Origin of the sequence: Janthinobacterium sp. SUN100 (assembly GCF_030397705.1) — a bacterium.
In the GTDB taxonomy this organism is placed as follows: Bacteria; Pseudomonadota; Gammaproteobacteria; order Burkholderiales; family Burkholderiaceae_D; genus Janthinobacterium; species Janthinobacterium kumbetense.
Genome location: NZ_JAPUBU010000001.1, coordinates 754,579 through 775,496, shown reverse-complemented (window position 1 = coordinate 775,496; position 20,918 = coordinate 754,579). Strand labels below are relative to the sequence as shown.

The 20,918-nt window shown below is 64.2% G+C and carries 16 protein-coding genes; 8 read left to right on the top strand and 8 right to left on the bottom strand.

Annotation, left to right across the window (positions count from 1 at the left end):
* Nucleotides 1–25: 25 nt before the first annotated feature.
* Nucleotides 26–1,885: a phytase gene (locus tag O0881_RS03320; RefSeq protein WP_289910121.1), complete on the bottom strand. Its 1,860-nt coding sequence runs from the start codon at nt 1,883–1,885 to the stop codon at nt 26–28.
* Between the two features lie 17 nt (nt 1,886–1,902).
* Entirely contained in the window at nt 1,903–4,440 is a 2,538-nt protein-coding gene (locus tag O0881_RS03315) for a TonB-dependent receptor (protein ID WP_289910119.1), read from the bottom strand.
* A 305-nt stretch (nt 4,441–4,745) separates the two neighbouring features.
* Here O0881_RS03315 and O0881_RS03310 point away from each other — a divergent pair, with 305 nt between their 5' ends.
* The 6 genes from O0881_RS03310 to O0881_RS03285 all read left to right on the top strand — a co-directional run bounded on the left by O0881_RS03310 (nt 4,746) and on the right by O0881_RS03285 (nt 11,786).
* Nucleotides 4,746–5,654: a GGDEF domain-containing protein gene (locus O0881_RS03310; protein WP_099667838.1), complete on the top strand. Its 909-nt coding sequence runs from the start codon at nt 4,746–4,748 to the stop codon at nt 5,652–5,654.
* Entirely contained in the window at nt 5,654–6,679 is a 1,026-nt protein-coding gene (locus tag O0881_RS03305) for an AraC family transcriptional regulator (RefSeq protein ID WP_289897776.1), read from the top strand. Before O0881_RS03310 ends, O0881_RS03305 begins: the two co-directional genes overlap by 1 nt.
* 264 nt (nt 6,680–6,943) lie before the next feature.
* The gene (locus tag O0881_RS03300; protein ID WP_099667840.1) at nt 6,944–8,338 is read left to right on the top strand and encodes a class I SAM-dependent methyltransferase; all 1,395 of its coding nucleotides are present in this window, start codon (nt 6,944–6,946) and stop codon (nt 8,336–8,338) included.
* Nucleotides 8,338–9,681, top strand: coding sequence for a HAMP domain-containing sensor histidine kinase (locus O0881_RS03295; protein ID WP_289910117.1), 1,344 nt, complete (start codon nt 8,338–8,340; stop codon nt 9,679–9,681). The genes O0881_RS03300 and O0881_RS03295 overlap by 1 nt, the downstream gene beginning before the upstream one ends.
* A 1-nt stretch (nt 9,682) precedes the next feature.
* Nucleotides 9,683–10,780, top strand: a complete 1,098-nt coding sequence (locus tag O0881_RS03290) for a hybrid sensor histidine kinase/response regulator (protein ID WP_289910115.1) — start codon at nt 9,683–9,685, stop codon at nt 10,778–10,780.
* Nucleotides 10,773–11,786 carry a response regulator gene (locus O0881_RS03285; RefSeq protein WP_251348576.1) on the top strand — a complete coding sequence of 338 codons (1,014 nt, stop codon included), beginning with the start codon at nt 10,773–10,775 and terminating at the stop codon, nt 11,784–11,786. The genes O0881_RS03290 and O0881_RS03285 overlap by 8 nt, the downstream gene beginning before the upstream one ends.
* Nucleotides 11,787–11,862: 76 nt before the next feature.
* Here the strand turns inward: O0881_RS03285 and O0881_RS03280 are convergent, their stop codons facing one another.
* The gene (locus O0881_RS03280; protein ID WP_289910114.1) at nt 11,863–12,390 is read right to left on the bottom strand and encodes an SRPBCC family protein; all 528 of its coding nucleotides are present in this window, start codon (nt 12,388–12,390) and stop codon (nt 11,863–11,865) included.
* 227 nt (nt 12,391–12,617) lie between these two features.
* On the opposite strand from O0881_RS03280, the gene O0881_RS03275 reads away from it, so the two are divergent.
* Together O0881_RS03275 and O0881_RS03270 are read left to right on the top strand one after the other, a co-directional pair.
* Nucleotides 12,618–13,403: a DNA/RNA non-specific endonuclease gene (locus tag O0881_RS03275; RefSeq protein ID WP_099667845.1), complete on the top strand. Its 786-nt coding sequence runs from the start codon at nt 12,618–12,620 to the stop codon at nt 13,401–13,403.
* A 20-nt stretch (nt 13,404–13,423) separates the two neighbouring features.
* Complete coding sequence (locus O0881_RS03270; protein WP_077404902.1) at nt 13,424–13,678, top strand: hypothetical protein; 255 nt, start codon at nt 13,424–13,426, stop codon at nt 13,676–13,678.
* Nucleotides 13,679–13,693: 15 nt separating this feature from the next.
* On the opposite strand, the gene O0881_RS03265 is transcribed toward O0881_RS03270, so the two are convergent.
* From O0881_RS03265 to O0881_RS03245, 5 genes are all read right to left on the bottom strand, one after another.
* Nucleotides 13,694–16,036 carry a M20/M25/M40 family metallo-hydrolase gene (locus O0881_RS03265; protein ID WP_289910111.1) on the bottom strand — a complete coding sequence of 781 codons (2,343 nt, stop codon included), beginning with the start codon at nt 16,034–16,036 and terminating at the stop codon, nt 13,694–13,696.
* Between the two features lie 185 nt (nt 16,037–16,221).
* Nucleotides 16,222–19,098 (bottom strand): pitrilysin family protein, encoded by a 2,877-nt coding sequence (locus O0881_RS03260; RefSeq protein WP_289910110.1) that lies wholly within the window; start codon nt 19,096–19,098, stop codon nt 16,222–16,224.
* A 110-nt stretch (nt 19,099–19,208) separates the two neighbouring features.
* Nucleotides 19,209–19,541 carry a type II toxin-antitoxin system RelE/ParE family toxin gene (locus tag O0881_RS03255; RefSeq protein WP_289910108.1) on the bottom strand — a complete coding sequence of 111 codons (333 nt, stop codon included), beginning with the start codon at nt 19,539–19,541 and terminating at the stop codon, nt 19,209–19,211.
* 1 nt (nt 19,542) lies between these two features.
* Nucleotides 19,543–19,830 (bottom strand): type II toxin-antitoxin system Phd/YefM family antitoxin, encoded by a 288-nt coding sequence (locus O0881_RS03250; RefSeq protein ID WP_289904851.1) that lies wholly within the window; start codon nt 19,828–19,830, stop codon nt 19,543–19,545.
* A gap of 70 nt (nt 19,831–19,900) precedes the next feature.
* The gene (locus O0881_RS03245) at nt 19,901–20,887 is read right to left on the bottom strand and encodes a diguanylate cyclase (RefSeq protein ID WP_099667847.1); all 987 of its coding nucleotides are present in this window, start codon (nt 20,885–20,887) and stop codon (nt 19,901–19,903) included.
* Nucleotides 20,888–20,918: the final 31 nt, after the last annotated feature.

Here is a 20,918-nt window from a genome sequence, read left to right as displayed (position 1 = left end):
GCCTGTGCGGGCCGCCCCTGTGTCGCTAGTCCAGCTTCAACGCCTTCGCCACATCCCCCCACGCCACATACTTGAAGTTCTGCGGTCCATCGGGCAGGCGCTTGTAGCCGTCCTGGATTACCAGCATGCCTTGCGCGTACGCGCCGCCCAGGTTGGCGGAGGTGACGTCCAGACCGTCCGTTTCCGAGGTGCCGTCGATGCCAGCGGGCAGGTTGAATCCCACCTTGAAGCGCCCGCGCACTGCATATGGCGCTTGCGCGTCGAGCACCACGTAGCTGCTGTCGCCCTGGCTGGAAACGATCAGGTAGCCGGTGTCCGGCTTGGCGGCTGGCTTGCGGTAGATGGCCATGCCTTCCACGTCGGCCGTCAGGTTCGCGCCGACGGGCAAGACCATGGTGAGGGCGTCCGGTTTGGCGGCGTCGGCCGAGGTGGTCCAGATGCCGCGCGTTTCCTCGCCCAGGAACAAGCGGGCGTTGGCGTCGTCGGCCACGCAGCCTTCCGGTTGGGTGGCGACCTTGAAGCTGCGCAAGAGGGTGGCGGTGAACTTGTTGCCTTCCAGGCCGATGCTGTATTGCTGGAAGGTGCCGTCCTTGTCGTTGATGAACGCTTCCACGCCGCCGCTGGCTGGCTGGTACAGACACATGCCGTAGATGCTTTTCAGACCGGTAGGGAAGCGGCCCGCTTCCGCCACCACGCCATGGGCATTGATGGTGAACAACATCATGCTGTTATCGTCGCGCTGGGTAGCGACGGCCAGGTCGACCTTGCTGCTGCCCAACTGGATATTCTGCCGCACGTCGACGTTGTTCAGGCGTCCCACTTCCAGCAGTTGTGTCTGCTTGCCTTGCAGGTCGTAGACCAATAAGCCTTGCTTCTTGTTGGTGCCGAGGATGCGCGCGTCGGCCGGGTTGCTGGACAGCCAGATGGCTGGATCGTCGGCCGCGTCGCCCTGGCGCGCCATCGGCTCCGTCTGCGCCTGTGGGGCGATGATGGCTACCGCAGGCTGCGTTTCCGCCTTGCCAGCCCATTTCAAGGGTCGCGTTTGCCAACCGTTCTTGCCGCGCAGCAGCAAGGAGTCCTTGTCCAGCGCCAGCTGGCTGTCGCCCTTGCGCACGTTCAAGGCGACCGCTTGCGGCGGCATGGCCGTCCATTGACTCCCCTGGTGGGTGTACAGGTGCAGTTTTTCCGCCTTGCCATCGAGCACGGCAACGCCGCCCGGCAGCATGGCCAGCGCGCCGGCGCCACCGTCCAGCTGGCCATACGGCTTGCGCAGCGCCACAACTTCGCGCTTGCCCATGCCTTCGGACTCGGCGTCATACGCCCACACGCCCATATTCGACTCGCTCACCAGCAGGCGCTGGGCGCCATCGTCGACCCGGCAATGCTTGGCGTGCGGCGGCAAGGCCAGTTTGCGCACCAGGCTGCGCTGCTCGCCCTGCATCACCCACTGTTCCGCTTGTCCATCCTTGCCGATCAAGAACAGATGGGCCAGTTGCTGGGCGTCGCGGTACAGGCACGACGCTTCCACGGAAAACGTCGGCACGGGAAATGGCGCCAGTTTGACCAGCTTGCCGGCCTGCACGTCGACGGAGACGGGCAGGGGGCGCTGCGTGTCCGCTTCCAGGAAGACGGCCAGCACCTTGTTGCCATCGCTGCGCGTGTCCAGTTGCTTGGCGCGCACGGCGATACGGTCCTGTTCCTGGCCGGCTGCGTTGAACAGGCGCAAGCCGTGCTTGTCGAGTAGCAGCCACCCGCCGCCGGGCAGGCGCGACAGTTCCTCCGCTTCCTGCGTGAAGGAAGGCACAGCGTTGGCAGAAGCGGCTTGCGCCGTGCCCGCGAGGCAAAAGGCAGCCAGCAGGGCGCTGCAGAGTACGGTTTTTTTCATATTATTGGAAATCATCATCAGAAGGCGCTGGCTTTCAGGCTCACTTTAAAGGTGCGGCCATATTGTCCGTTTTGCACGTTGTACTGCTTCGTGCCCTGGTAAACATAGTATTTTTCGTTGTTCAGATTGGCCGCCTCGAACATCAGCTGGAATTGTTTGTTGATCTGGTACGACAGCGAGAAATCGAGCTGCTTCTGGCCGGCGACGATATGGTCCTGGCTTTGATCGAGGATGTCGTTGCCCATTTCCAGCAGGTAAGGCGACTTGTAGTTGAGGGCCAGGCGGGCGCTGACCGGCCCCGTTTCATAGCCCAGCATCAAGTTCATCACCTGGTTCGACTGGCCCGGCAGGCGGATGTCGCGGTTCATCTGTTTGTTCGTCGCCTTGTCGAAGCGTCCGATTTGCGCGCTCGAGGTGCTCAGGGTGCCGTTCACGCCGACGAGGAAACGATTGAAGGGCGCCGGCAGCATGCGCAGCGGCTGCATGTAGGCCAGTTCGATGCCTTTCACCTTGGCCGCGTCGCCATTCGCATACGAGGTCGCCGTCGTGTAGCCGGCCCACTGTCCCGTGCCGGCCAGGTTGGTCGTGTACGTGAAATTCTTGATGTCCTTGTAGAAACCATACGCCGACATCACGCCGTCATTGCCCAGTACCCTTTCGATGCCCAGGTCCAGGTTGTTGGCCTTCAGCGGCTTCAAGTCCGGGTTGCCGATCACGGCTTCCGTGTTGCTGGCCAGGCTGATGCCCGGCGCCAGTTGGCTGAAGTTGGCGCGCACGACGGCTTGCGTCCAGGCGGCCCGCACGCTGGTATGTTGATCCAGGTCATAACGGGTTTGCAGGTTTGGCAGCCAGTTGGTGTACGAGCGTTCGCGCGTCAAGGCCGTGGCGACGCCTGCGCTGTCTACCTGCGAGCCGTTTGCTTCGAAACTGGTGCGCTCGGCGCGCACGCCGCCTAGGATGTGCCAGGCGTCGAAGTCATAGCTGTTTTGCACATACATGGCGTTGATGTCTTCATGCATGCGGTAGTCGTTGATGACGGATTCCGTGGCCAGGCGCGCCTTGGCGCGGTCCAGTCCCGCCACGCGGGCGCGGATGAGGGACGGGTCCAGGGCCACGCCGATGTTGCCCAGGTCGTAGTCGAGCGTGTGGCCTTGCACGAAATTGCTCATCGACGTGGAACCGGCGCCCCAGTAATTGCCGCTGGAAGCCTTGCTGCTGTTATATGCCCATTGATCCGTGTCATTGGTTTTTTCGCGGCGGCTGACTTTCGCGCCGAATTTCAGGGTGGCGATGTCAAACTTGCGCGCCAGGTCGATGCGCGCGTGGTGTTCATTGTCCTTCGAGTAGCGCTTTTGCAGGGTGATGGCGTTGAGTGCGTAGCTGGCCGGGTCGTACAGCGAGGCGGGGCCGCTCAATTTCGGTTCCTGCGTATCCGTGAAACTGATGCCGGCGAAATTGCTGGTGCCGCGGAAACGGCCGTCGTTCAAGGATTCCGGCGTGTCTTCCGTGGCGCGGCTCAGGCCGCCTTTCACATCGAGGGTCCAATCGCCCGATTTCTGTTGCGTGCCCAGCACCAAGGAACGCACTTGCTGCGTGTACTTGCGCTGGCGGATGCGGCGCTCGGCGCGCGTGCTGGCCGTCTGGCCTTCCGCCAGGCTGCCGCCCGCGATATTGCTGATGGTCAGGCGGTCGCGCACTTCATTGTCGGAAAATTCGCTGAGGAACGAGCGCAAGAACCAGCTGTTGCCCGCTTCGGGACGGTAATCGAGGTTGACGGCCAGGGCGCCGCGCTTGCGCACGGGCAGGTAGTCGCGCAATTCCAGGCCCGACAATTTACCCTTGCTCCAGGCGCCGCCCGTTTCCACGTCATCCGAGCCGAACGAGCGCTTTTCCGCGCTCAGGCCGGCTGCAACGCCCAGCTTGCCGTCGAGGAAGCGCTGGGCCCACAGGGCGCCGCCGCTGGGGCTGGTCTTGCCCGTCTTTTCATCATAGCTGGCGCCCACGTTGGCCGACAGCAGCTTGCCCGGCAAGTCGAAGGCGGACAGCGACTTGACTTCGACGGTGGCGCCCAGCGAGTTGGCGTCCATTTCAGGAAGTAAAGTCTTCGAGACTTCCAGCGTGCGGATCAGGCCGGCAGGCAGGATGTCCAGCGCCACGGCGCGGCGGCCCGCTTCCGGCGACGGCACCAGCGCGCCGTTGATGGTGACGGCGTTCAAGTCCGGGCCCAGGCCGCGCACGGTGATGTAGCGGCCTTCGCCCTGGTCGCGCTGCACGGACACGCCCGGCAAGCGGGCCAGCGCCTCGGCCGCGTTTTTGTCAGGCAAGCCGCCGATATCGTCGCTGCTGATGACGCTGATGATATTGTCCGCTTTCTCTTGCGCGGCGATGGCGTTGCGCAGGCTGGCGCGCTGGCCGCTGACGACCACGGTGGCGGCCGGCTGGCCATCCGCATCTTGCGCTTGCGCATGGCTTTGGCCGCTGAAGACGGCCATGATGCCGAGGGCCACGGCCGTCAGACGCAGCGGGGAGGGGAAGGAAGTGTGCATGGTTTTCATGAAGAGCTCGGTTAGGGGAGGGAACCGGGCGGATTCTAGGCAGCAAATATGACGATTGCGTGACAGGCAAGGGCTTGCCACCTTGAAAACAACGGCCTGTGAGCGCTTTCCAGCTGGAAATGAATCATGGTGAGCTGAAATGACCTGCCAGCGCAGGGCGCATGGGATGCGGCTTGCCGGATTTGCATCGGCTGCGCTGTTAATGATGAGCCGTTTGCACCTGCCGCACGGGCGTGGGGCATGTCATCGTGCCGTCATGGGCGGGCGCTATCGTGGCGACAGCACCACTTTTAAAGGTTTCCCACATGCTGCCGTTGCACCGTAACAGCCTGATTGCCGCAGCGCTCGCGTTGCCCTTGTTCTTGTTCCTGTACGCCACACTGGGGCACCTTAAACCGTTTGCCATCTGGAAGTGGATGGATATCGTCTGCGAGGGCGGCACGGCCGTCATGGCGGGCATCTGGTTCTTGTTTACCCTCAGCAGCCGTCCCCGCGGGCGGGTGACGCGCCTGATCGCCGGCGGCCTGTGCGCCATCATGCTGGGCTCCTGGGCCGATTGCCTGGACGAATTCTTTGCCGTCGACAAGAGCGCCGTGTGGGATAACTGGCTGGAAGCCTTGATTCCGTTCGGTATGCTGGTGCTGACGATCGGCATGTATTACTGGCGCCAGGAACAGTTCCGCCTGAACGAACACCTGCAAAAGCGCGAGCGCCTGTTCCGCGACCACCGCGCCTTCGACCGCATCACGCAGCTGGCCGACGCCAGCTATCTGCGCACGCAGATGCGCCTGGAACAGGAGCGCCGGCCCGGCCTCGATTGCGCGCTGGTCTTGCTCGACATCGACAGCTTTCACTTGATTAACCGCGAATACGGCCACCGCGAAGGCGACCGCGTGCTGCAAGCCGTGGGCCACATGCTGCTGTTGAACTTGCGCAATGACGACTTGCTGTGCCGCTATGCGGGCGACCGCTTCGCCGTGCTGATGCCGGGCGTGTCGCGCGAGGATGCGGCCGCGAAGGCGCGCCACCTGTGCGCCATGGTGGGACAGATGCGCCACCACGCCAACGACAACCGCGAAATCCGCTTGAGCCTGCGGCATGCGTGCGCGCTCACCGATGGCGTGCCGGAAGTGGTGCTTGCCGAGCTGAGCCGGGCCGTGGAAACGCCCGGCCGCAGCGCCGGTCCCAGGGCCAGTTCCGCCGCGCCCGCCTGATGCCGCTGAACCAGCAGGGCGACCCCAGCATCGCGGCCCATCACCAGCCGGCGCTGGTGCTCGATTATGCGCGCAGCCGCGAACTGGCCGTGGCGCCGCTGCTCAAGGGTACGGGCCTCGATGGCGGCGCGCTGCCGTCCGCGGAAAGCCAGGTCAGCGCCGCGCAATACCTGCAATTGCTGGCCAACGTGGCGCGCGGCCTGGACAGTGCCGATACCAGCTTCATGCTGGGCCAGCAAATGCTGCCCGGCCATTACGGCGCGGCCAGCCACGCCTTGCTGCAGGCGCAGAATCTGCGCCAGGCGCTTGGCATCCTGTGCGAATTCCACACCTTGCTGTGTCCGCTGTTGCAGCCGCGCTTGCGCGAGGCGGGCGACATGCATGTGCTGTACTGGGTCGATGCGTTCGGCGCGCCCAGCCAGCTGCCTTTTCTGGTGGAGATGCACATGACGGCGCTGGCGGCCATGTGCCGCTGGCTGGCCGGCGAAGCGCTGCCGTGGCGCTTTTGCTTCAATCGGGCGCGGCCCCGCCACGTCGAGCAGCACGAGGTGCACCTGGGCCAGGCGCTGCGCTTCGATTGCCAGGTCGACGCCATGCTCATCGATTCCAGCTGGCTGGATAAACCCTGGCCGCGCGGCAATGCCACGGCGGCGGCGCTAGCCTTGCGCGCGGCGGCCGTGGCGCCCGTGCCGGCCGCGAGCCTGCTCGGCGCGCTGTACGACTATCTGCTGGCCAATATCCGCTGCGCGCCGACCCTGGAACGCACGGCGCAGGAGTTCGGCGTCAGTCCCGCCACCCTGAAACGCCACCTGGCGCGCCATGGCACGCATTTCCAGGCCGAGCTGGACCAGGTGCGCGCGCACAAGGCGATCTATCTGTTCCAGGCGCATGGCTACGACAACGACGCCGTGGCCGCCTATCTTGGCTTTCATGATGCCACCAACTTTCGCCGCTCGTTCAAGCGCTGGACAGGGCAAACGCCGCAGTTGCTGCGCCATGCTTTGGCCCTTTTTGTGGCAGGTTGACCGCCGGCGTTGCGCGCCAGCGCCACGGACAGTCGTTCCTGAGGGAACAATTGCCCGTTCTGCTACATCCATAGTACACTCGATCAGAGAGCGAACAGACGCGCTTTGAGGCGCTCCGGCACGGCGTCAAACGACGCCGCAATTCCGTCATCTTGATGGCGGTGCCGGCGGCAGACGACCGGTGTGCCGTGCCTTAACCCAGCCTGGAAACTGGCGTCACCCGTGGGGTGCGCCGGAAACCGGGCAACTTGATAATGCTCAATCGTGTATTCACAATCGCAGATCGATCCAGTCGTCAGTTTCCGCAACACCCAGGGTGAGGCGGTGCGCGGCACGATTTTCAACTTGCAGCGCAATTCGCTGGTCATGGAAATCTATAATCCATACTCGATTGTGCAGGTCAGCGAGGTGCTCAATGACGTGACGGTGCGCATGGGGGCGAAAAATGCCTACGTGGGCAAGGCCGTCGTCATCAGCAGCGTCAACACGGGCCTGACCGCCATCGTTTCCGTGACCCTGATCGACGAGTGGCGCGAGCTGAGCGACGTGGTGGTGGTCAAGGGCGCCGTGCAGAAAGAGTCCAGCGCCTTTGTCGCCGGCTGGGGCGAGCGTTTCCGCATCCGCCGCGATTACCAGATCGTCGTCAACGAAATGCGCGCCTTCCTGTCGGAAGTGTCGCGCTGGGTCGAGCAAGTCGACTTGTCCGACTCGCTGCCCAAGGAAAACGGCCGGCTGCGCCCCGATATCTTCGATGAACTGGCCTTGCCGCTGATGGAGCAAACCCAGCTGTATCTGCGCCAGCTCGAAGTGGAAGCCTCGCTCGTCGAGGAAGAGCGGGCGCCCGCGCACCGCGCCTTCGCCCAGGCGGCGCTGCATCCATTGATCCTGCGCGCGCCGTTCGTCTTCCGCACGTTTACCAAGCCGCTCGGTTACGCGGGCGATTACCAGATGGTCAACCAGCTGCTGGACGACCCGCGCCAGGGGCCGAGCACGTACTTTCAGATCGTCAATGCCGCCTTCCTGCAGGCGGCTGTCGCCACGGCGCACCGCAACCGTATCGATATCCTGACGGAATTCCTGTCGCAGAAGGCGGCCGCGGCGCGCGCTGCCGGGCGCGTGTATAAAGTGCTCAACGTGGGCTGCGGCCCGGCCATCGAGGTGCAGCGTTTCCTGGAAACGTGCCCGGACGCGCAGTGGCTGGCCTTCGAACTGGTCGACTTCAGCAGCGAGACCCTGGACTGGACGCGCGCGCGGCTGACCACCATCATGCAGCGCACGGGGCGCGTGGTCGAGATCGATTATGTGCACGATTCCGTGCACAACCTGCTCAAGCGCCGCCATGGCGCCGGTATCACGGGCTTGCCCGGCAGTTTCGACGCCGTGTATTGCGCCGGCCTGTTCGACTATCTGTCCGACAAGGTGTGCGCGCGTCTGCTGATGCATTTCGCCTCGCGCGTGGGGCCGGGCGGACGTTTGCTCGTCACCAATGTGCACGCGAATAACCCGGGCAAGTTCGGCATGGAGCATTTGCTGGAATGGCATTTGATCTATCGCAATGAAGAGGGCTTGTCGGCCTTGCTGCCCGAGCACGCGACGGACCCGCTGATCTATGTCGATGCCACGGGCGTGAATGTGTTCGCGGAAGTGAGCATTCCTTGATGGATACTCCAGGCCTGCACGCCGGCTACACGGCCGTTTTGCGCGACTTCCGCCTGGAATTCAGCCGAGGCGGGGCGTACACGGGCATCGTGCTGATCCTGCTGGGCATGGGCCTCGATTCGGCCCTGTATCCGGACAAGCAGTCGGCGTTCACCACTGCGCGCATCCTCGTGTCCGTGCTGATCTTCTGCGTCGTGCTGGCCATGCGCACGCGCTGGGCGCAGGACCGCATCCAGGGCTTGACCTTTGTCTGGCTGATCTTGCCGCAGATCATGATCGCCTGGATGATCGCCGTCACGGAAGGCGCCACCTCGATCTATTACGTGGGCATGACCCTGGCCATCTATTCGTCGGGCATCGTGCTGGCCTTTGGCTTGTGGCAGAATATGGTTTTCGGCGCCATCTCCTGCCTGCTGTATGTGGGCGCCTGTGCCTGGCATGCGGGCGGCTTCGACCTGGCGGGTACGTTTGTCGTCAATTGTTTGTTCCTTATCATGTCGGCCAGCATCAGTGCCGTGTTTACCTATTTCAATGAGCGCGCCCGCTTCATGCTGTTCCAGCTGAAGGCGGAAGTGGCGCAAAAGAACACGCAACTGGAAGAAACCAACAAAAGTCTGGCCGATATCAAGGGGCAGATGCTGCAGCAAGAGAAAATGGCTGCCATCGGCACCCTGGCCGCCGGCATGCTGCATGAAGTCAATAACCCCGTGAATTTCTGCATGATGGCCATCGAGGTGGCCATTGAAGATCCGGCCGCCAAGCAAAGCGCGCTCGTCAGCGAATGCCTGGCCGACGCCAAGCAGGGCATGCTGCGCGTGCAGCACATCGTGTCCGACTTGAAGACCTTTGCCTACCGCAAGAGCGGCAACCAGCTGGAAACGGGACACTTCCAGTTCCGCAGCGCGCTCGACGCGGCCATCCGCCTGGTGGGCCATGAAACGAAGAATGTCAGCATCAGCCACGACTTGCCGGTCGACACCCTGGTGCGCGGCGACGAAGCGGCCATCGTGGGCGTGCTGATCAACTTGCTGGGCAATGCCGTGCTGTCCATGCGCAAGGGCAATTCGCCGCCGTTCGAGATCCGCATCACGGCCCACTGGGACGAGAACCGCCTGCGCATCAGCGTGCGCGACAACGGCCCCGGCATCGCGCCGGAAAACCTGGCGCGCGTGTTCGAGCCGTTCTTTACCACGCGCGAAGTGGGGCAGGGACTGGGCCTGGGCCTGAGCATCAGCTATGGCGTGATCGAGCGCCACGGCGGCACCCTCACGGCCGAAAGCGAGCTGGGCGCGTGGGCCAGCATGAATTTCGACTTGCAGCGCTCCGATTGGGAGGGCCGTTAGCATGGATAACGATAGCCGCGCCAGCGTGCTGTACGTGGACGATGAAGCGCTCGCCTGCAAGTATTTCGAACGCGCCGCCGGGGCCCGCTACCGCGTGCTGACGGCGCTGAGCGTCGATGCGGCGCTCGCCTTGCTGGCAGACGAGGCCGGCCAGATCGACGTGCTCGTCACCGATTACCGCATGCCGGACCGCCTGGGCAGCGAATTGCTGCAGGAAGTGGCGCAGCGCTATCCGCACATCGTCTGCATGCTCGTCACCGCGTATGCGGACAAGGATGTGCTGCTCGAACTGATCAACGGCGGCGCGGTGTTCCGCCTGCTGGAAAAGCCGCTCGACCTGGCCGCCATGCAGACGGCGCTGCAACTGGCCGTGCAGACGGGACGCGAGCGCGCCGCGCGCCGCCAGGGCCTGGTGGCGATGGAAGAATCGCTGGCGTTTCTTGCGCATGAATTGAACACGCCGCTGGCGGCAATCGCCAATTTTGCGCGCGGCATCGCCCGGCGCGCGCAGGCGGAATCCGCGCCGCAGGCCGAGATCGGCGAAGCGGCCGCCTTGATGCACGACAATGCGCGCTATTGCCTGTCGGTGCTGGCCAGCTTTGTCGACACGGTGCGCCTGGCAAGCGCCGGGCCCGGCATGCAGGGCGGACGCCGCGCCGGCAGCGCGCGCCAGCTGCTGGCCGCCTTGCTTGACAGCTATCCCTTGAGCACGGCCCAGCGCGCCGCCATCACGGTGGACGTGGGCGACGATTTTTCCATTGCCGAGTCGCCCAATTGCGTCGCCCTGATTTTATCGTCCGTGCTGGCGAATGCCTTGCGCTCGGCCGGCGAGCAGGCTCATCCTGCGATCGGCATCCGCATCGACGCCGGCCGCATCATGGTGCGCGACAATGGCGCCGGCATCGCCCCCGAGATTGTCGAACAGCTGTTGATCGACCCCGTCAGTGCCAACGGCGACGAAGGCAAGGGCTGGGGCATGGTGTTTTGCCACCGCATGATGCAGTCGTTCGGCGGCAACCTCGACATCGCCACCGAGTTTGGCACTTCCACCACGGTAACCCTGAATTTTCCAGTACATATAAGGAACGAGCATGATTGACGCCAATCTGCGTTTACCGGCTCAGCGTGAGCCGGCGCAAGGCTTGCCGACGATACTCTATGTCGATGACGAGGCCAACGCCCTCAAATACTTCCAGCGCGCCATCGCGCCGCTGGCCGACGTGCTGACGGCGACCTCGGTCGAGGAGGGCAAGCGCATCCTGGACGAGCAGGCCGACCGCATCGCCGTGCTGGTGTCGGACCAGCGCATGCCGGGCGCCTATGGCAACGAGTTGCTGTCGTACGCCTGGGACCGCCATCCGCACATCGTGCGCATCCTGACCACCGCGTATTCCGAGCTCGAGCACACGGTGGAAGCCGTCAACCAGGGGCAGATCCACCGCTACATCCAGAAACCGTGGGATATCGCGGCCCTGCGCATGGAACTCAAGCAGGCGCTGGAGCTGGCGCGCTTGCGCAACGAGCACGCCCAATTGCTGCGCGAAAAGCTGATGGTGCGCCAGCGGCAAGCCGTCGCCAACCGCATCGGCAGCCTGTACGCGCTGTGCGCCAGCCTGGCCGGTCCGGAACAGCAGCTGCCCGTGGAAGCGTATTTGTCGGCGGCCCTGACGGCCGGCGTCACGCCGCCCGAGCCGGACTGGCTGTTGATGGATTATGCCGACCTGGTCAGTTCGGAAGCCTTCCGCGGCACGGCCTTTGCCGCCGCCGTGCGCCAGCAGCTCGACACGCTCGAGCGCGAGCATCCGGGGCGCGGCGTGGAGCAGGCGATCGACATGCTGCTGCCCGTGTTCGGCGCGGCGCTGCAAAACCAGGGCGGCACGGCGCTGTTCCTCGATGGCCGCCTGCTGACGGAATTCCTGGAAACGCCCACCACCACGCCCGTTTCGGCCATTCACTCATTCTGGCTGGCCAGCTTGCTGTGGCTGGCGCGGCGCGGCTGGTCCTTGCAGCTGAGTAAAACGGAAATGGGCTTGCAGGGCAAGGTGGTGCAGGCTGAACCGGCGCTCACGCCGGACCACCTGGCGGCCTGGATCGAGCAGTTCTGAGCCGGCTGCCCCGCAAGGGGCGGCGCCAACGACAACAGGGCCGCGCGGCCCTGTTTTTCATCGCGACGGGGAAGGCTTAGCGCTCTGCCGCCACCTTCAGGTTGTTCAAGCCCTTCTCGAAATCCTTGCCGATCATGGTATCCATGCTGACGAAGACCGTCATGACCTTGCTCACGTAAGGGCTGGGACCTGTCATGGTCCAGTTCACCTTGGTGCTGTCGCCTTCTTGTGTCATGGCAAACGTGGTGGTGTTATGGCTTTCGAACGGCTTGAGGAAGTCCAGCTTGATGACGGTGCGTTCGGGCTGGGCCGCTTCCGTGATTTCCATGCGGCCGGCGCCCACCTTGTCATTGCCCGTCCAAGCATATTGCGCGCCCAGGCCATTGGCGGGGCCCGTAAACGTGCGGCGCATGGCCGGATCGAGCTTTTCCCACGGCGACCAGGCGGCCCAGTAGTGGAAGTCCGTGATCAGGGCGGCGATTTTCTCGGGCGGTGCCTTGATGGTGATTTCGCGCTGGACACTGAAAGTGTCGGGTTTGGTGGTGGCATAGCCGAGGATGGCGGCGACGACGACAACGATCAGCAGCAGGGTTTTTTTGATCATATGCTCTCCAAATCTTGAATGGTCGATGCGAACGAATCAAGGCAATCTTAGCAGATATGAATGGCTGTGCGCGGCCTGTTGGCCTTTATTTGCGCCAGCTCTGCACAGGGCCGCCCGCACGCCCGCCTGCACGCCCGTTCGCCGCCGCGCACGCCAGGTTGGTGCCGGTTTGTGGCGAGGGCCGCCGTCCGCTAGAATGCTGGCCTGCAAAGATTTCAGAGGGAAATATGTTTCAACGATCGATCGCCAGGCTGACCCTGGCGTGCGGCCTGCTGGCTTCCGCCTTTGCCGCGAACCTGGCGCATGCCGATGCCTGTCCCGCCCACTACGTCGATGGCCGCAAGCCGGAAATCACCAACCCCAAGCTGGACGTGGCAACCAGGGAGCTGTGCTACAACGTGTTTGGCGTGATGCATTCGGGGATTACGCGCACGCCCCTGTGGTCGGCTGAACACTTGACGGCGAACAACCTGGAAGCGGCGCAGGACTTGTCGCGCGAAAATTCCTTCCACGCGGAACGCAAGCTGCCCGCCGCCCAGCGCGCCGAGCTGGCCGATTATGCGCGCAGCGGCTTCGACCGTGGCCACATGGCGCCGAACGGCGACATGCCGGACCGCCAGAGCCAGCGCGACAGCTTTACGCTGGCCAACATGGTGCCGCAGGATGCGCGCAACAACCGCTATGTGTGGGCCGGCATCGAGGGCGCCGTGCGCAAGATGGCGAAGAAAGAGGGCGACCTGTACGTGATCACGGGGCCGGCTTTCATTGGCGGCAACCTGCGCAAGGTGGGAAGAGTGATTGTGCCCAGCCATCTGTACAAGGCCGTGTACAGCCCGCGCCAGCGCGCCGGCGCCGCCTACTTCATTGAAAACGTCGATACCAAGGCGTATGAAGTGCTGAGCATTGCGCAACTGGAAGACAGGATAGGCATCGATCTGTTACCGTCGCTGACGCGCCAGCAAAAGTTGCGCATGCTGAGTTTGCCCAAGATCAATAGCAAGTCGAAAAAATAATCCCTTTGAAAGGAAATCCCATGTGCGCAAAGAAATTCGTCCCGTACGCCAATGAAAGCGATGTGCTGGAGATCGGCAGCCTGAGCATCGAAAACAGGATCGACCGCATCAGCATCAGCGGCGACATCGACCTGACCCTGGACAAGCCGGGCCTGGCGCTGGCGAAACAGCTGCAAAAACTGCTGGGCGACGTGGTGGCGCAACTGGAAAAGCAGGACTTGCCCGACCAGCTGCCGCCGCCCGAAGTGACGTCGGTGGCCAACCCCTTCGAGTGACGCGGGCGGGGAGGTCTACGGCGCCGCCTTGGCGGCGCGATAGTAGCCTTTCCTGTTGATCTCTTCCGGCGCGTTCGCCACTTCATACGCGGTCAAGGCGATGGCGATGGCAGAGTATTGCTGCGCCGCGCTGAAAGGCTGCACGTTGTCGTAGGTGTCGAGCACCGTGTGATGCACGCGCGCATAGTCGAAATCGCCGAGCACGGTAAATTTCGGCGTCGGCACGCCATGCAGGCTGAAGACGGCGTCATCGCTGCCTGCCCGCGCGCTCATCGCCTTGCTGGCGTCGCGCGGCACGTCATTGATGCTGGCGGCGAAGCCGAACACGGGGTGGATGTCTTGCAGGGCCAGCTCGACCCGGCCAAACACGCTCTTCCAGGCCGAGGGAATGGCGATGCCGTCGATGGCGCCGGGCCGCCCGTCGCGGTTGAGCATCATGACGATATGCTCCAATTGCCCCGCATGCCGCTCGGCGAACGCGAACGATCCCTTGCGGCCGATTTCCTCCGCGCCGAAGGCCACCAGCATGATGGTGCGGCGCGGCTTCGCTCCGGAGAGCGCCAAGAGGCGCATCGCTTCCAGCATCGTGGCCACGCCGCCGCCATTGTCGGCCGCGCCCGTGCCGCCGTCATAGCTGTCGAGGTGGGCGCCGATCAGCACGATTTCCTCCGGCTTTTCCGTGCCCGGAATGCGGGCGACGACGTTGTGATATGTCACCGGGCCAGGATAGAACCAGTTGCGGATGTCAAACTCCAGGGTGACGGCTTCACCGCGCGCCAGGCGCTCGCGGATGCCCGCATACTGGGGCGCGGCCAGCTTGATGTCGGGCAAGGTCGGTAGGGCCGCCCACGCGGTGGGCGCGGCGCTGGCGGCATACAGCGGTTCTTCGCCGGACTGGATGGTGCCGAGGGCGCCCGCCTGCATCAGCACCCGGGTGATGGCCCTGGGCTGGTGGATGGTGCTGCCATCGCGCCCGCCGCCCCCGTTTTCACCGCCGATCAGCACCCATTTGCCCTTGAATTGCGCGGCGCGCGCCTGCGCCTCTTCCAGGGTGGCCGGTCCCATCATGGCCAGGCCCCGCTGCACGCCACGCGTGCCGGCCGAGTAGGCGGGCGTCGCCAGGCGCAGCGGCTGTTCCTCGGGCGCCAGCATCTTTCCCGACCACGGGCCGCGGTTGAAGCCGGCGGGCACCTGGCCCGCTTCTTCCAGCTCCGCTTGCACGCCCCATTGCCGCAGTTGCATGCGCGCCCATTGCGCCGCATGCGTGTAGGCGTCGCTGCCGGCCATGCGGCCGCCGAAGCGGTTGCTGAGGATGTCGAGCCAGTCCATCGCGCGCGGCTCGCCGGTGCCCAGCGCAACAATCCGGCGCGCCGTGGCATCGTTGGACGGCGACGTTGCGGCTTCGATGCCGGCATTCCTGCCGGACAGCGTGGCGAGGAAGGCGGGCAGCCTGTCTTGCTGGCGCGCCGCCAGCGCCGCATCCAGCTTCGCGGAACGGTTCAGCTTATCCTGGCGCAACAGGGTTTCGTAGGCGCACAGCACGCCCTGCATGCCCGCCAGGTCGCTGGCGCTCTGCTGCCCGGCCTGCTCCGGGTGTTCGATCTGGAAGGCCATCGCGCTGGCCAGGTATTGAAAGACCGTTGCCTCGCGGATGGCCGGCCGGCCGGCGATGGAGAGCCAGCTTTCCAGCGCGCTGGCCGGTAAGGTGAAGTCGGGAATCGCTTCTATCCATGCGCCCAGCCAGGCGCCGTCGCGCAGTTGCACGGCCAGGGGATCGCGCTGCGCCTCGTTCGCCATCCGCACCACGCGCGCGCGCTCGGCCGGCGTGGAAGGGCCGCGCGCGGCGCCGCTTGCCTCTGTCGCCAGCGCTGCGGCCGGCAGGGCGGGCGCCACATAGCGTTCCTTGAGCCGCGTGCCGCTCACGGGCTTGGGTTCGTTCTCATCGGTTTCGACCAGGCGCTCGCCGCTCAGCACGTTGCCCCTGGCTTGCAAGGTCCAGCGTATCGTCACGCCGGTGCTGATCTCCTTGCCGTTGCGCCCCGTGCTGACGCGCTTGCCGCCGTGCCGGAAGACGGCGCCGGCGGGGCCGGCCGTGCCGTCGACCGTGCGGGGCGGCGTGAGCTGGCCCCGTTCGTCGAGCCACGCGATCGTCGCGCGCAAGCCGCCTTGCTCTTCGCTGATGTCGAGGATGCCCGTGTCGATCAGGTCGACCTCGACGCCATTCGTCGTGGTCGTGCCCGTCGCCGTCTGGAATTGCCACTGTCCGGCGAGGGCCGGCGCTTGCGCGTACAGGGCGCCCGGCAGCGCGGTAGCGGCGAGGAAGCAGGTGGCGTAAAGGTGGGGGTGGAATAGGTGCATGGTTATCCTTGTCATGGTTTTCACTCGGGAAGAGTCGAAAAACAGTATGCGGATAACCAGATTGCCAAGATGCTACTTTCCGACCAAGGCCGGGATTTGCGGAATGAAGGCGGGTTTGGCCGCGCCGAATGCCAGGTCAACCCCATCCGGCAAGCTGCATCGGACGAGGTTGATCTGGCACAAACTTACTTGGCGAAGGCCTGTGCCGCCGGCGTGACGGTGACGGCCGCCGGCTTGATGTCCAGCTTCATCGCACCGATGACCTTGTCTTCATCGAGCAGCGCCTGCGGCTTGTTGCCGTCGTACTTGATGGGAGAGAACGCGTCGCTGACGAGCTTATCCTTCAAGCCGGCCGCATCCTTGGCGACGATCACCACGGACAGGTTCTTCGCCGACAGGTGCTGCTGGATGGCGCGGTTGACGTCGGCCAGCGTCAGTTTCGACAAGCCATCACGCATCAGCTTGGTAAATTCCGGCGTGCCATACCATTGCGAATCGAGCGCATAACCGAGTTGCTGGTCCTGCGTCGACGTCATGACGAAGACGTTCTTCATCAGGTAGTCGCGCGTGGTGGCGAAATCGTCCTGCGTCAAGCCGTTGTCGACCAGCTTGCCCAGTTCCGTCAGGGCCACGCGCAGGGCGAAATGGGCGTTGTCCGGCGCCACGGGGCGGATCCAGATTTCGAACAGCTGCGCCTTGCGGCCCAGGTTCGGGTTCGGGAAGAACTGGTACATGCCGCGCGGGAAGGCTTCGATGTACGCGTAATCGCCATAGTTCATGCCGCGGATTTCACGGATGCGCTGGTACAGGTAGGAATTCGAGGCGCGGTGCTCGCCCAGCCACGTCTTCGCCAGCCACAGGGCGGGGAAGTCCGGGTGCGTGCGCGTCACGTCCAGCGGCAAGCCGAAGGAAATGGCCGTGGCGCGCGTGTTTTTCTCGATGATTTCCACTTCCAGGCCCTGCGCCTTGCGGCCCGCGGGTTTCACGGTGGCGGGCAAGCCCGGGCCGGCCGGCAAGCTTGCCAGTGCCTGCGTCAGCGAGGCCGTCATGGCGTCCGACACGTCGCCGGAAATGCCGACCTTGACGGCGCCTTGCGCATACGCGCTCTTCCAGAACTGTTTCACGTCGTCGAGGGTGATGGCGTCGATGCCGGCGACCGTGCCCAGCACGGGGTGGCCGTACGGCGTGCCCGCATACACATTGGTTTGCAGGCGTTCCTTGGCGAATTCCTCTTCGTTATTGTCCTTCAGGTCCAGCAGCAGCGCGTTCTTTTGCGCATCCTTCAGGCGGCGGAAGTCGTCTTCGCGGAAACCGGGCGAGAGCAGCAGCGGCAGGGCGATGGCGTTGAACTGGGTCCAGTTATCCTTGTGGATGGAACCCGTAAACGTCGTCATTTCCTTGTCCGTCTGCTGGCTGAAACTGCCGGCCAGCGGGAACAGGGCCTGGTTGACTTCGTCGATCTTGCGCTCGGACGAACCGCCCGACGCCACCATGGACGCCGTCAGCGCGGCCAGGCCTTCCTTGCCTTGCGGGTCTTGCGCGGAACCTGCCATGAACAGCAGCTTGTAGCGGATTTGCGGCAGCGCCGACTTTTGCACCAGCACGTCGAACTTCGCGGTCGAGGCGGCCGGCAGCAGGCTGGCCAGCTTTGGCGTGGCGGCGATGGCGGCGGCCATCGGCTGGTGCGACAAGGTCGTCACCACCAGGCCCTCGTCCGTCAGGTATTTGCGCGCGGCCGCCTGCAGGTCGGCCGGCGTGAGCGTATCGAGCAGGCGGTAGTACTGGTTGATGGTGGCATACGAGCGGTCGAAATGCACGAAGGAAGCCAGGGTGCCGGCGATCTGCTCCGTGTTGTCGAGCGAGCGGATCAAGCCGTATTTTTCCGCCGACTTGGCGTCCGCCAGGTCTTTGTCGCTGACGGGCGTATCGCGCAGCTGCGCCACGGTGGCCAGGATGGCGTCGCGCACGTAGACGGCGTCGTCGATGTTTTTCACGCGCGCGCCCAGCACGGCCAGGGTCGGATCGACCCGGTCCGGCGTCATGTCGAACAACTGGTCGACCTTTTGCTCGTTCTGCACCAGGCGCTTGTACAGGGGCGAAGTGCGGCCGAACGACAGCGACAGCAGGGTGGCCAGCGCCGCCTGGTCCTTGTCCTTCACGGAAAACGCGGGCGCGTGGAAGCCCACGGCCACCCACGGCAGGGTCGGCGTGGGCCAGGCCACATGCTTGTAGACGGGGCCGCGCGGCTTTGGTTCCACGGGCACGGCCGCCTGCTGCTTGCCGCGCTGCCAGCTGCTCCAGTATTTTTCCACCAGCGCGATCGCTTGCTGCGGTTCCACGTCGCCGGCGATGATGATGGTGGTGCGCTCGGGACGGTACCAGCGGTCGAAGAAGAGCTTCGAATACGCGTACTGGTTCGGCATGTCTTCGATGTCCTGAATGAAACCCATCGTCGTGTGCTTGTAGGTATGCGTCGTGTAGGCGCTGTCGCGCATCACTTCGAACAGTTTCGACACGGGATTGGCGCTGTTCTTGTTGTATTCGCCCAGCACGGCACGCGATTCCGTCTTGAACGCGTCTTCCGCATAGTCGAGGTGCTGGAAGCGGTCCGCTTCCACCTTCAGCACGGTTTCCAGGTCTTGCTTGGCAAACGTCGTGTGGTAATTGGTCAAGTCGTCGCTCGTATACGCATTCTGGCGCGCGCCGGCGCGGGTGATGACTTCCTGGTATTTCTCGGGTGGATAAGCTTTGGTGCCGCGGAACATCATGTGTTCGAAGAAGTGGGCGAAACCGGACTTGCCCGGCTCGACTTCGTTGCGCGATCCCGTCTGCACGGGAATCTGCAGCGAGACGAGGTTCGGGAAGCCGGTCGGCACGATGATGATTTTCAAGCCGTTGGGCAAGGTCTTTTCCGTCGCCTTGAATGGCAGCAGATCGGCCTTGCTGGCGGCAGCGCTGTGGGCGGCGGCCGGTTTGATAGGCGCGGCGCCCAGGTTCGACGAGGCCATGGCCGACAGGGCCAGGGCGAAAGCGGGTAATAAAGCGGGCATGATTCTTGACACGAAGGCTCCTTCTTTTTCTGGAATGTGGAAAGTGCAACGCCGCAGCATAGAATATTCGTGCCGCCCTGCATAGGGGCAAGGCGCTGTCGGAACGCTGCGCTGGGGGGAGATTAAAAGTCGGGCCGCAGGATGCGCGCCGTCAAGTGGGCGAGGAAGTCGCGTTTGGTGGGCAGGAACATGCGGATGTACACGGTGTCGTGCGCCCGGTCATGGTGGTAGATGACGCGGATCTCTTCGCACAGGCGTTGCCGCACATCCATGCCGACTTCGCGGGCGGCCTCGACGGGCGTGCCGCTGTCGGGAAAGGTCTTGAGATCGGCAAATAATTGCCGGAAAGCTGCGATGAACTGCGCGTACGCTGCCGCCGTGCGGCGCGCCTTGAAGTCGCTGCGCAGTTCATTGAAATCGGCTTGCGCGCTTTTCAGCACGACGATGCGCGCCATGTCAGTCCTGATCGAGGCTGGCCAGGAAGTCTTCTTCGGACACCACGTCGCCGCGCGCGATGTCCTGGTTGCCCATGGCGATCAGTTTCATGAATGCATGCTGCTCCTGCATTTGCCGCGCTTGCCGCTTGCCTTCCTGATACGCGTGCATGGACAGCACGACCATCTTCGCTTCGCCATTTTGCGTGATGATGATGGGCTCGTCCTGGCCCGCGTCGAAGCTGTTGACGATGTCCGTCGTATTGGCCTTGAGATAGGAAATCGGCTTGATGCGTTCCTTGAGGTCCATGGCGGCTCCGAATGCGAAAAACTGTGATAGGACTAAATATACACCAAATTTGGTCGTGCTTCCCTGTTGCCTATGTGAGCGTCGTTTCCGGCAGGCTGATGCGGTTGCGGCCCAGGTGCTTGGCGCGGTACAGGGCGCAGTCGGCCGTGTGGATCAGCTGTCCCAGTTCCGTGCCGGGGCCGGGCAGGGCCGTGGCGGCGCCGATGCTGACGGTGACGCAGGCGCCGTCGGGACGCTTGCGCGGCAGTTGCAGCCGTTCCACGCGCTGGCGGATGCGTTCGGCCACGATGGCCGCGCCCTTGAGCGACTGGTTCGGCAGGATGACGGCAAATTCTTCGCCGCCATAGCGGGCCACCAGGTCGTTCGTGCGCATTTCGCTGGCCACGGCGCCGGCCACCTTGCGCAGGCACAGGTCGCCGCCCTGGTGGCCATGGCTGTCGTTGTATTCCTTGAAATTGTCGACGTCGACCATCAGCAGCGACAGGGGCTGGCCCTGCCGCTGGGCGCGCTGCCACTCGGCCAGGATGGTGTCGTCGAAGCAGCGCCGGTTTGCCAGGCCCGTCAGGCCATCGCGCGTGGCCAGGCGTTCCAGTTCCACGTGCGCGCGTTTTTCATCCGTCATGTCGCGCAGGGTTTCGACGACGGCGATCAGCTCGTCGTGATTGCCATAGATGGGGCTGGCATCGACGGCCAGGTAGCGCCGCCGCCCCGTGCGCGGCATGTCGCACCAGTTTTCCGCGCACAGATTGCCGCCCGTGCTGCTGCGGTACTGCTGCTGGGCGTGCAGCGCGCGCATGTCGCCGCCGCGCCCGGCCAGCAGCAGGTCGGCCAGGGTGGGGCGCTCGTCGTTGTAGAAGCAGCGGCCCGGCTCGCGCGTGCGCAGCACTTCGGCCGCCGGCACGCCCGTCAGCTGCTCGCAGGCGCGGTTCCAGATCATGACCTGGCCATGTACGTCGAGGACAAAGGTGGGCACCACCAGCAATTCCATCATCTTGACGGCGAAACCCTGGGCTTCATCGCAGGGCGATGCGCTGGCATGAGCATGGCTATCCGGCATGTAAGCATCCTTCTTGGGGTGAATGGGGCTG

Coding starts and splice junctions, on each gene's coding strand:
- O0881_RS03275 (WP_099667845.1), top strand. CDS start 12,618: ATGTTTCAACGATCGATCGCCAGGCTGACCCTGGCGTGCGGCCTGCTG.
- O0881_RS03265 (WP_289910111.1), bottom strand. CDS start 16,036: ATGCACCTATTCCACCCCCACCTTTACGCCACCTGCTTCCTCGCCGCT.
- O0881_RS03270 (WP_077404902.1), top strand. CDS start 13,424: ATGTGCGCAAAGAAATTCGTCCCGTACGCCAATGAAAGCGATGTGCTG.
- O0881_RS03255 (WP_289910108.1), bottom strand. CDS start 19,541: ATGGCGCGCATCGTCGTGCTGAAAAGCGCGCAAGCCGATTTCAATGAA.
- O0881_RS03295 (WP_289910117.1), top strand. CDS start 8,338: ATGGATACTCCAGGCCTGCACGCCGGCTACACGGCCGTTTTGCGCGAC.
- O0881_RS03245 (WP_099667847.1), bottom strand. CDS start 20,887: ATGCCGGATAGCCATGCTCATGCCAGCGCATCGCCCTGCGATGAAGCC.
- O0881_RS03315 (WP_289910119.1), bottom strand. CDS start 4,440: ATGAAAACCATGCACACTTCCTTCCCCTCCCCGCTGCGTCTGACGGCC.
- O0881_RS03280 (WP_289910114.1), bottom strand. CDS start 12,390: ATGATCAAAAAAACCCTGCTGCTGATCGTTGTCGTCGTCGCCGCCATC.
- O0881_RS03285 (WP_251348576.1), top strand. CDS start 10,773: ATGATTGACGCCAATCTGCGTTTACCGGCTCAGCGTGAGCCGGCGCAA.
- O0881_RS03320 (WP_289910121.1), bottom strand. CDS start 1,885: ATGAAAAAAACCGTACTCTGCAGCGCCCTGCTGGCTGCCTTTTGCCTC.
- O0881_RS03305 (WP_289897776.1), top strand. CDS start 5,654: ATGCCGCTGAACCAGCAGGGCGACCCCAGCATCGCGGCCCATCACCAG.
- O0881_RS03290 (WP_289910115.1), top strand. CDS start 9,683: ATGGATAACGATAGCCGCGCCAGCGTGCTGTACGTGGACGATGAAGCG.
- O0881_RS03250 (WP_289904851.1), bottom strand. CDS start 19,830: ATGGACCTCAAGGAACGCATCAAGCCGATTTCCTATCTCAAGGCCAAT.
- O0881_RS03310 (WP_099667838.1), top strand. CDS start 4,746: ATGCTGCCGTTGCACCGTAACAGCCTGATTGCCGCAGCGCTCGCGTTG.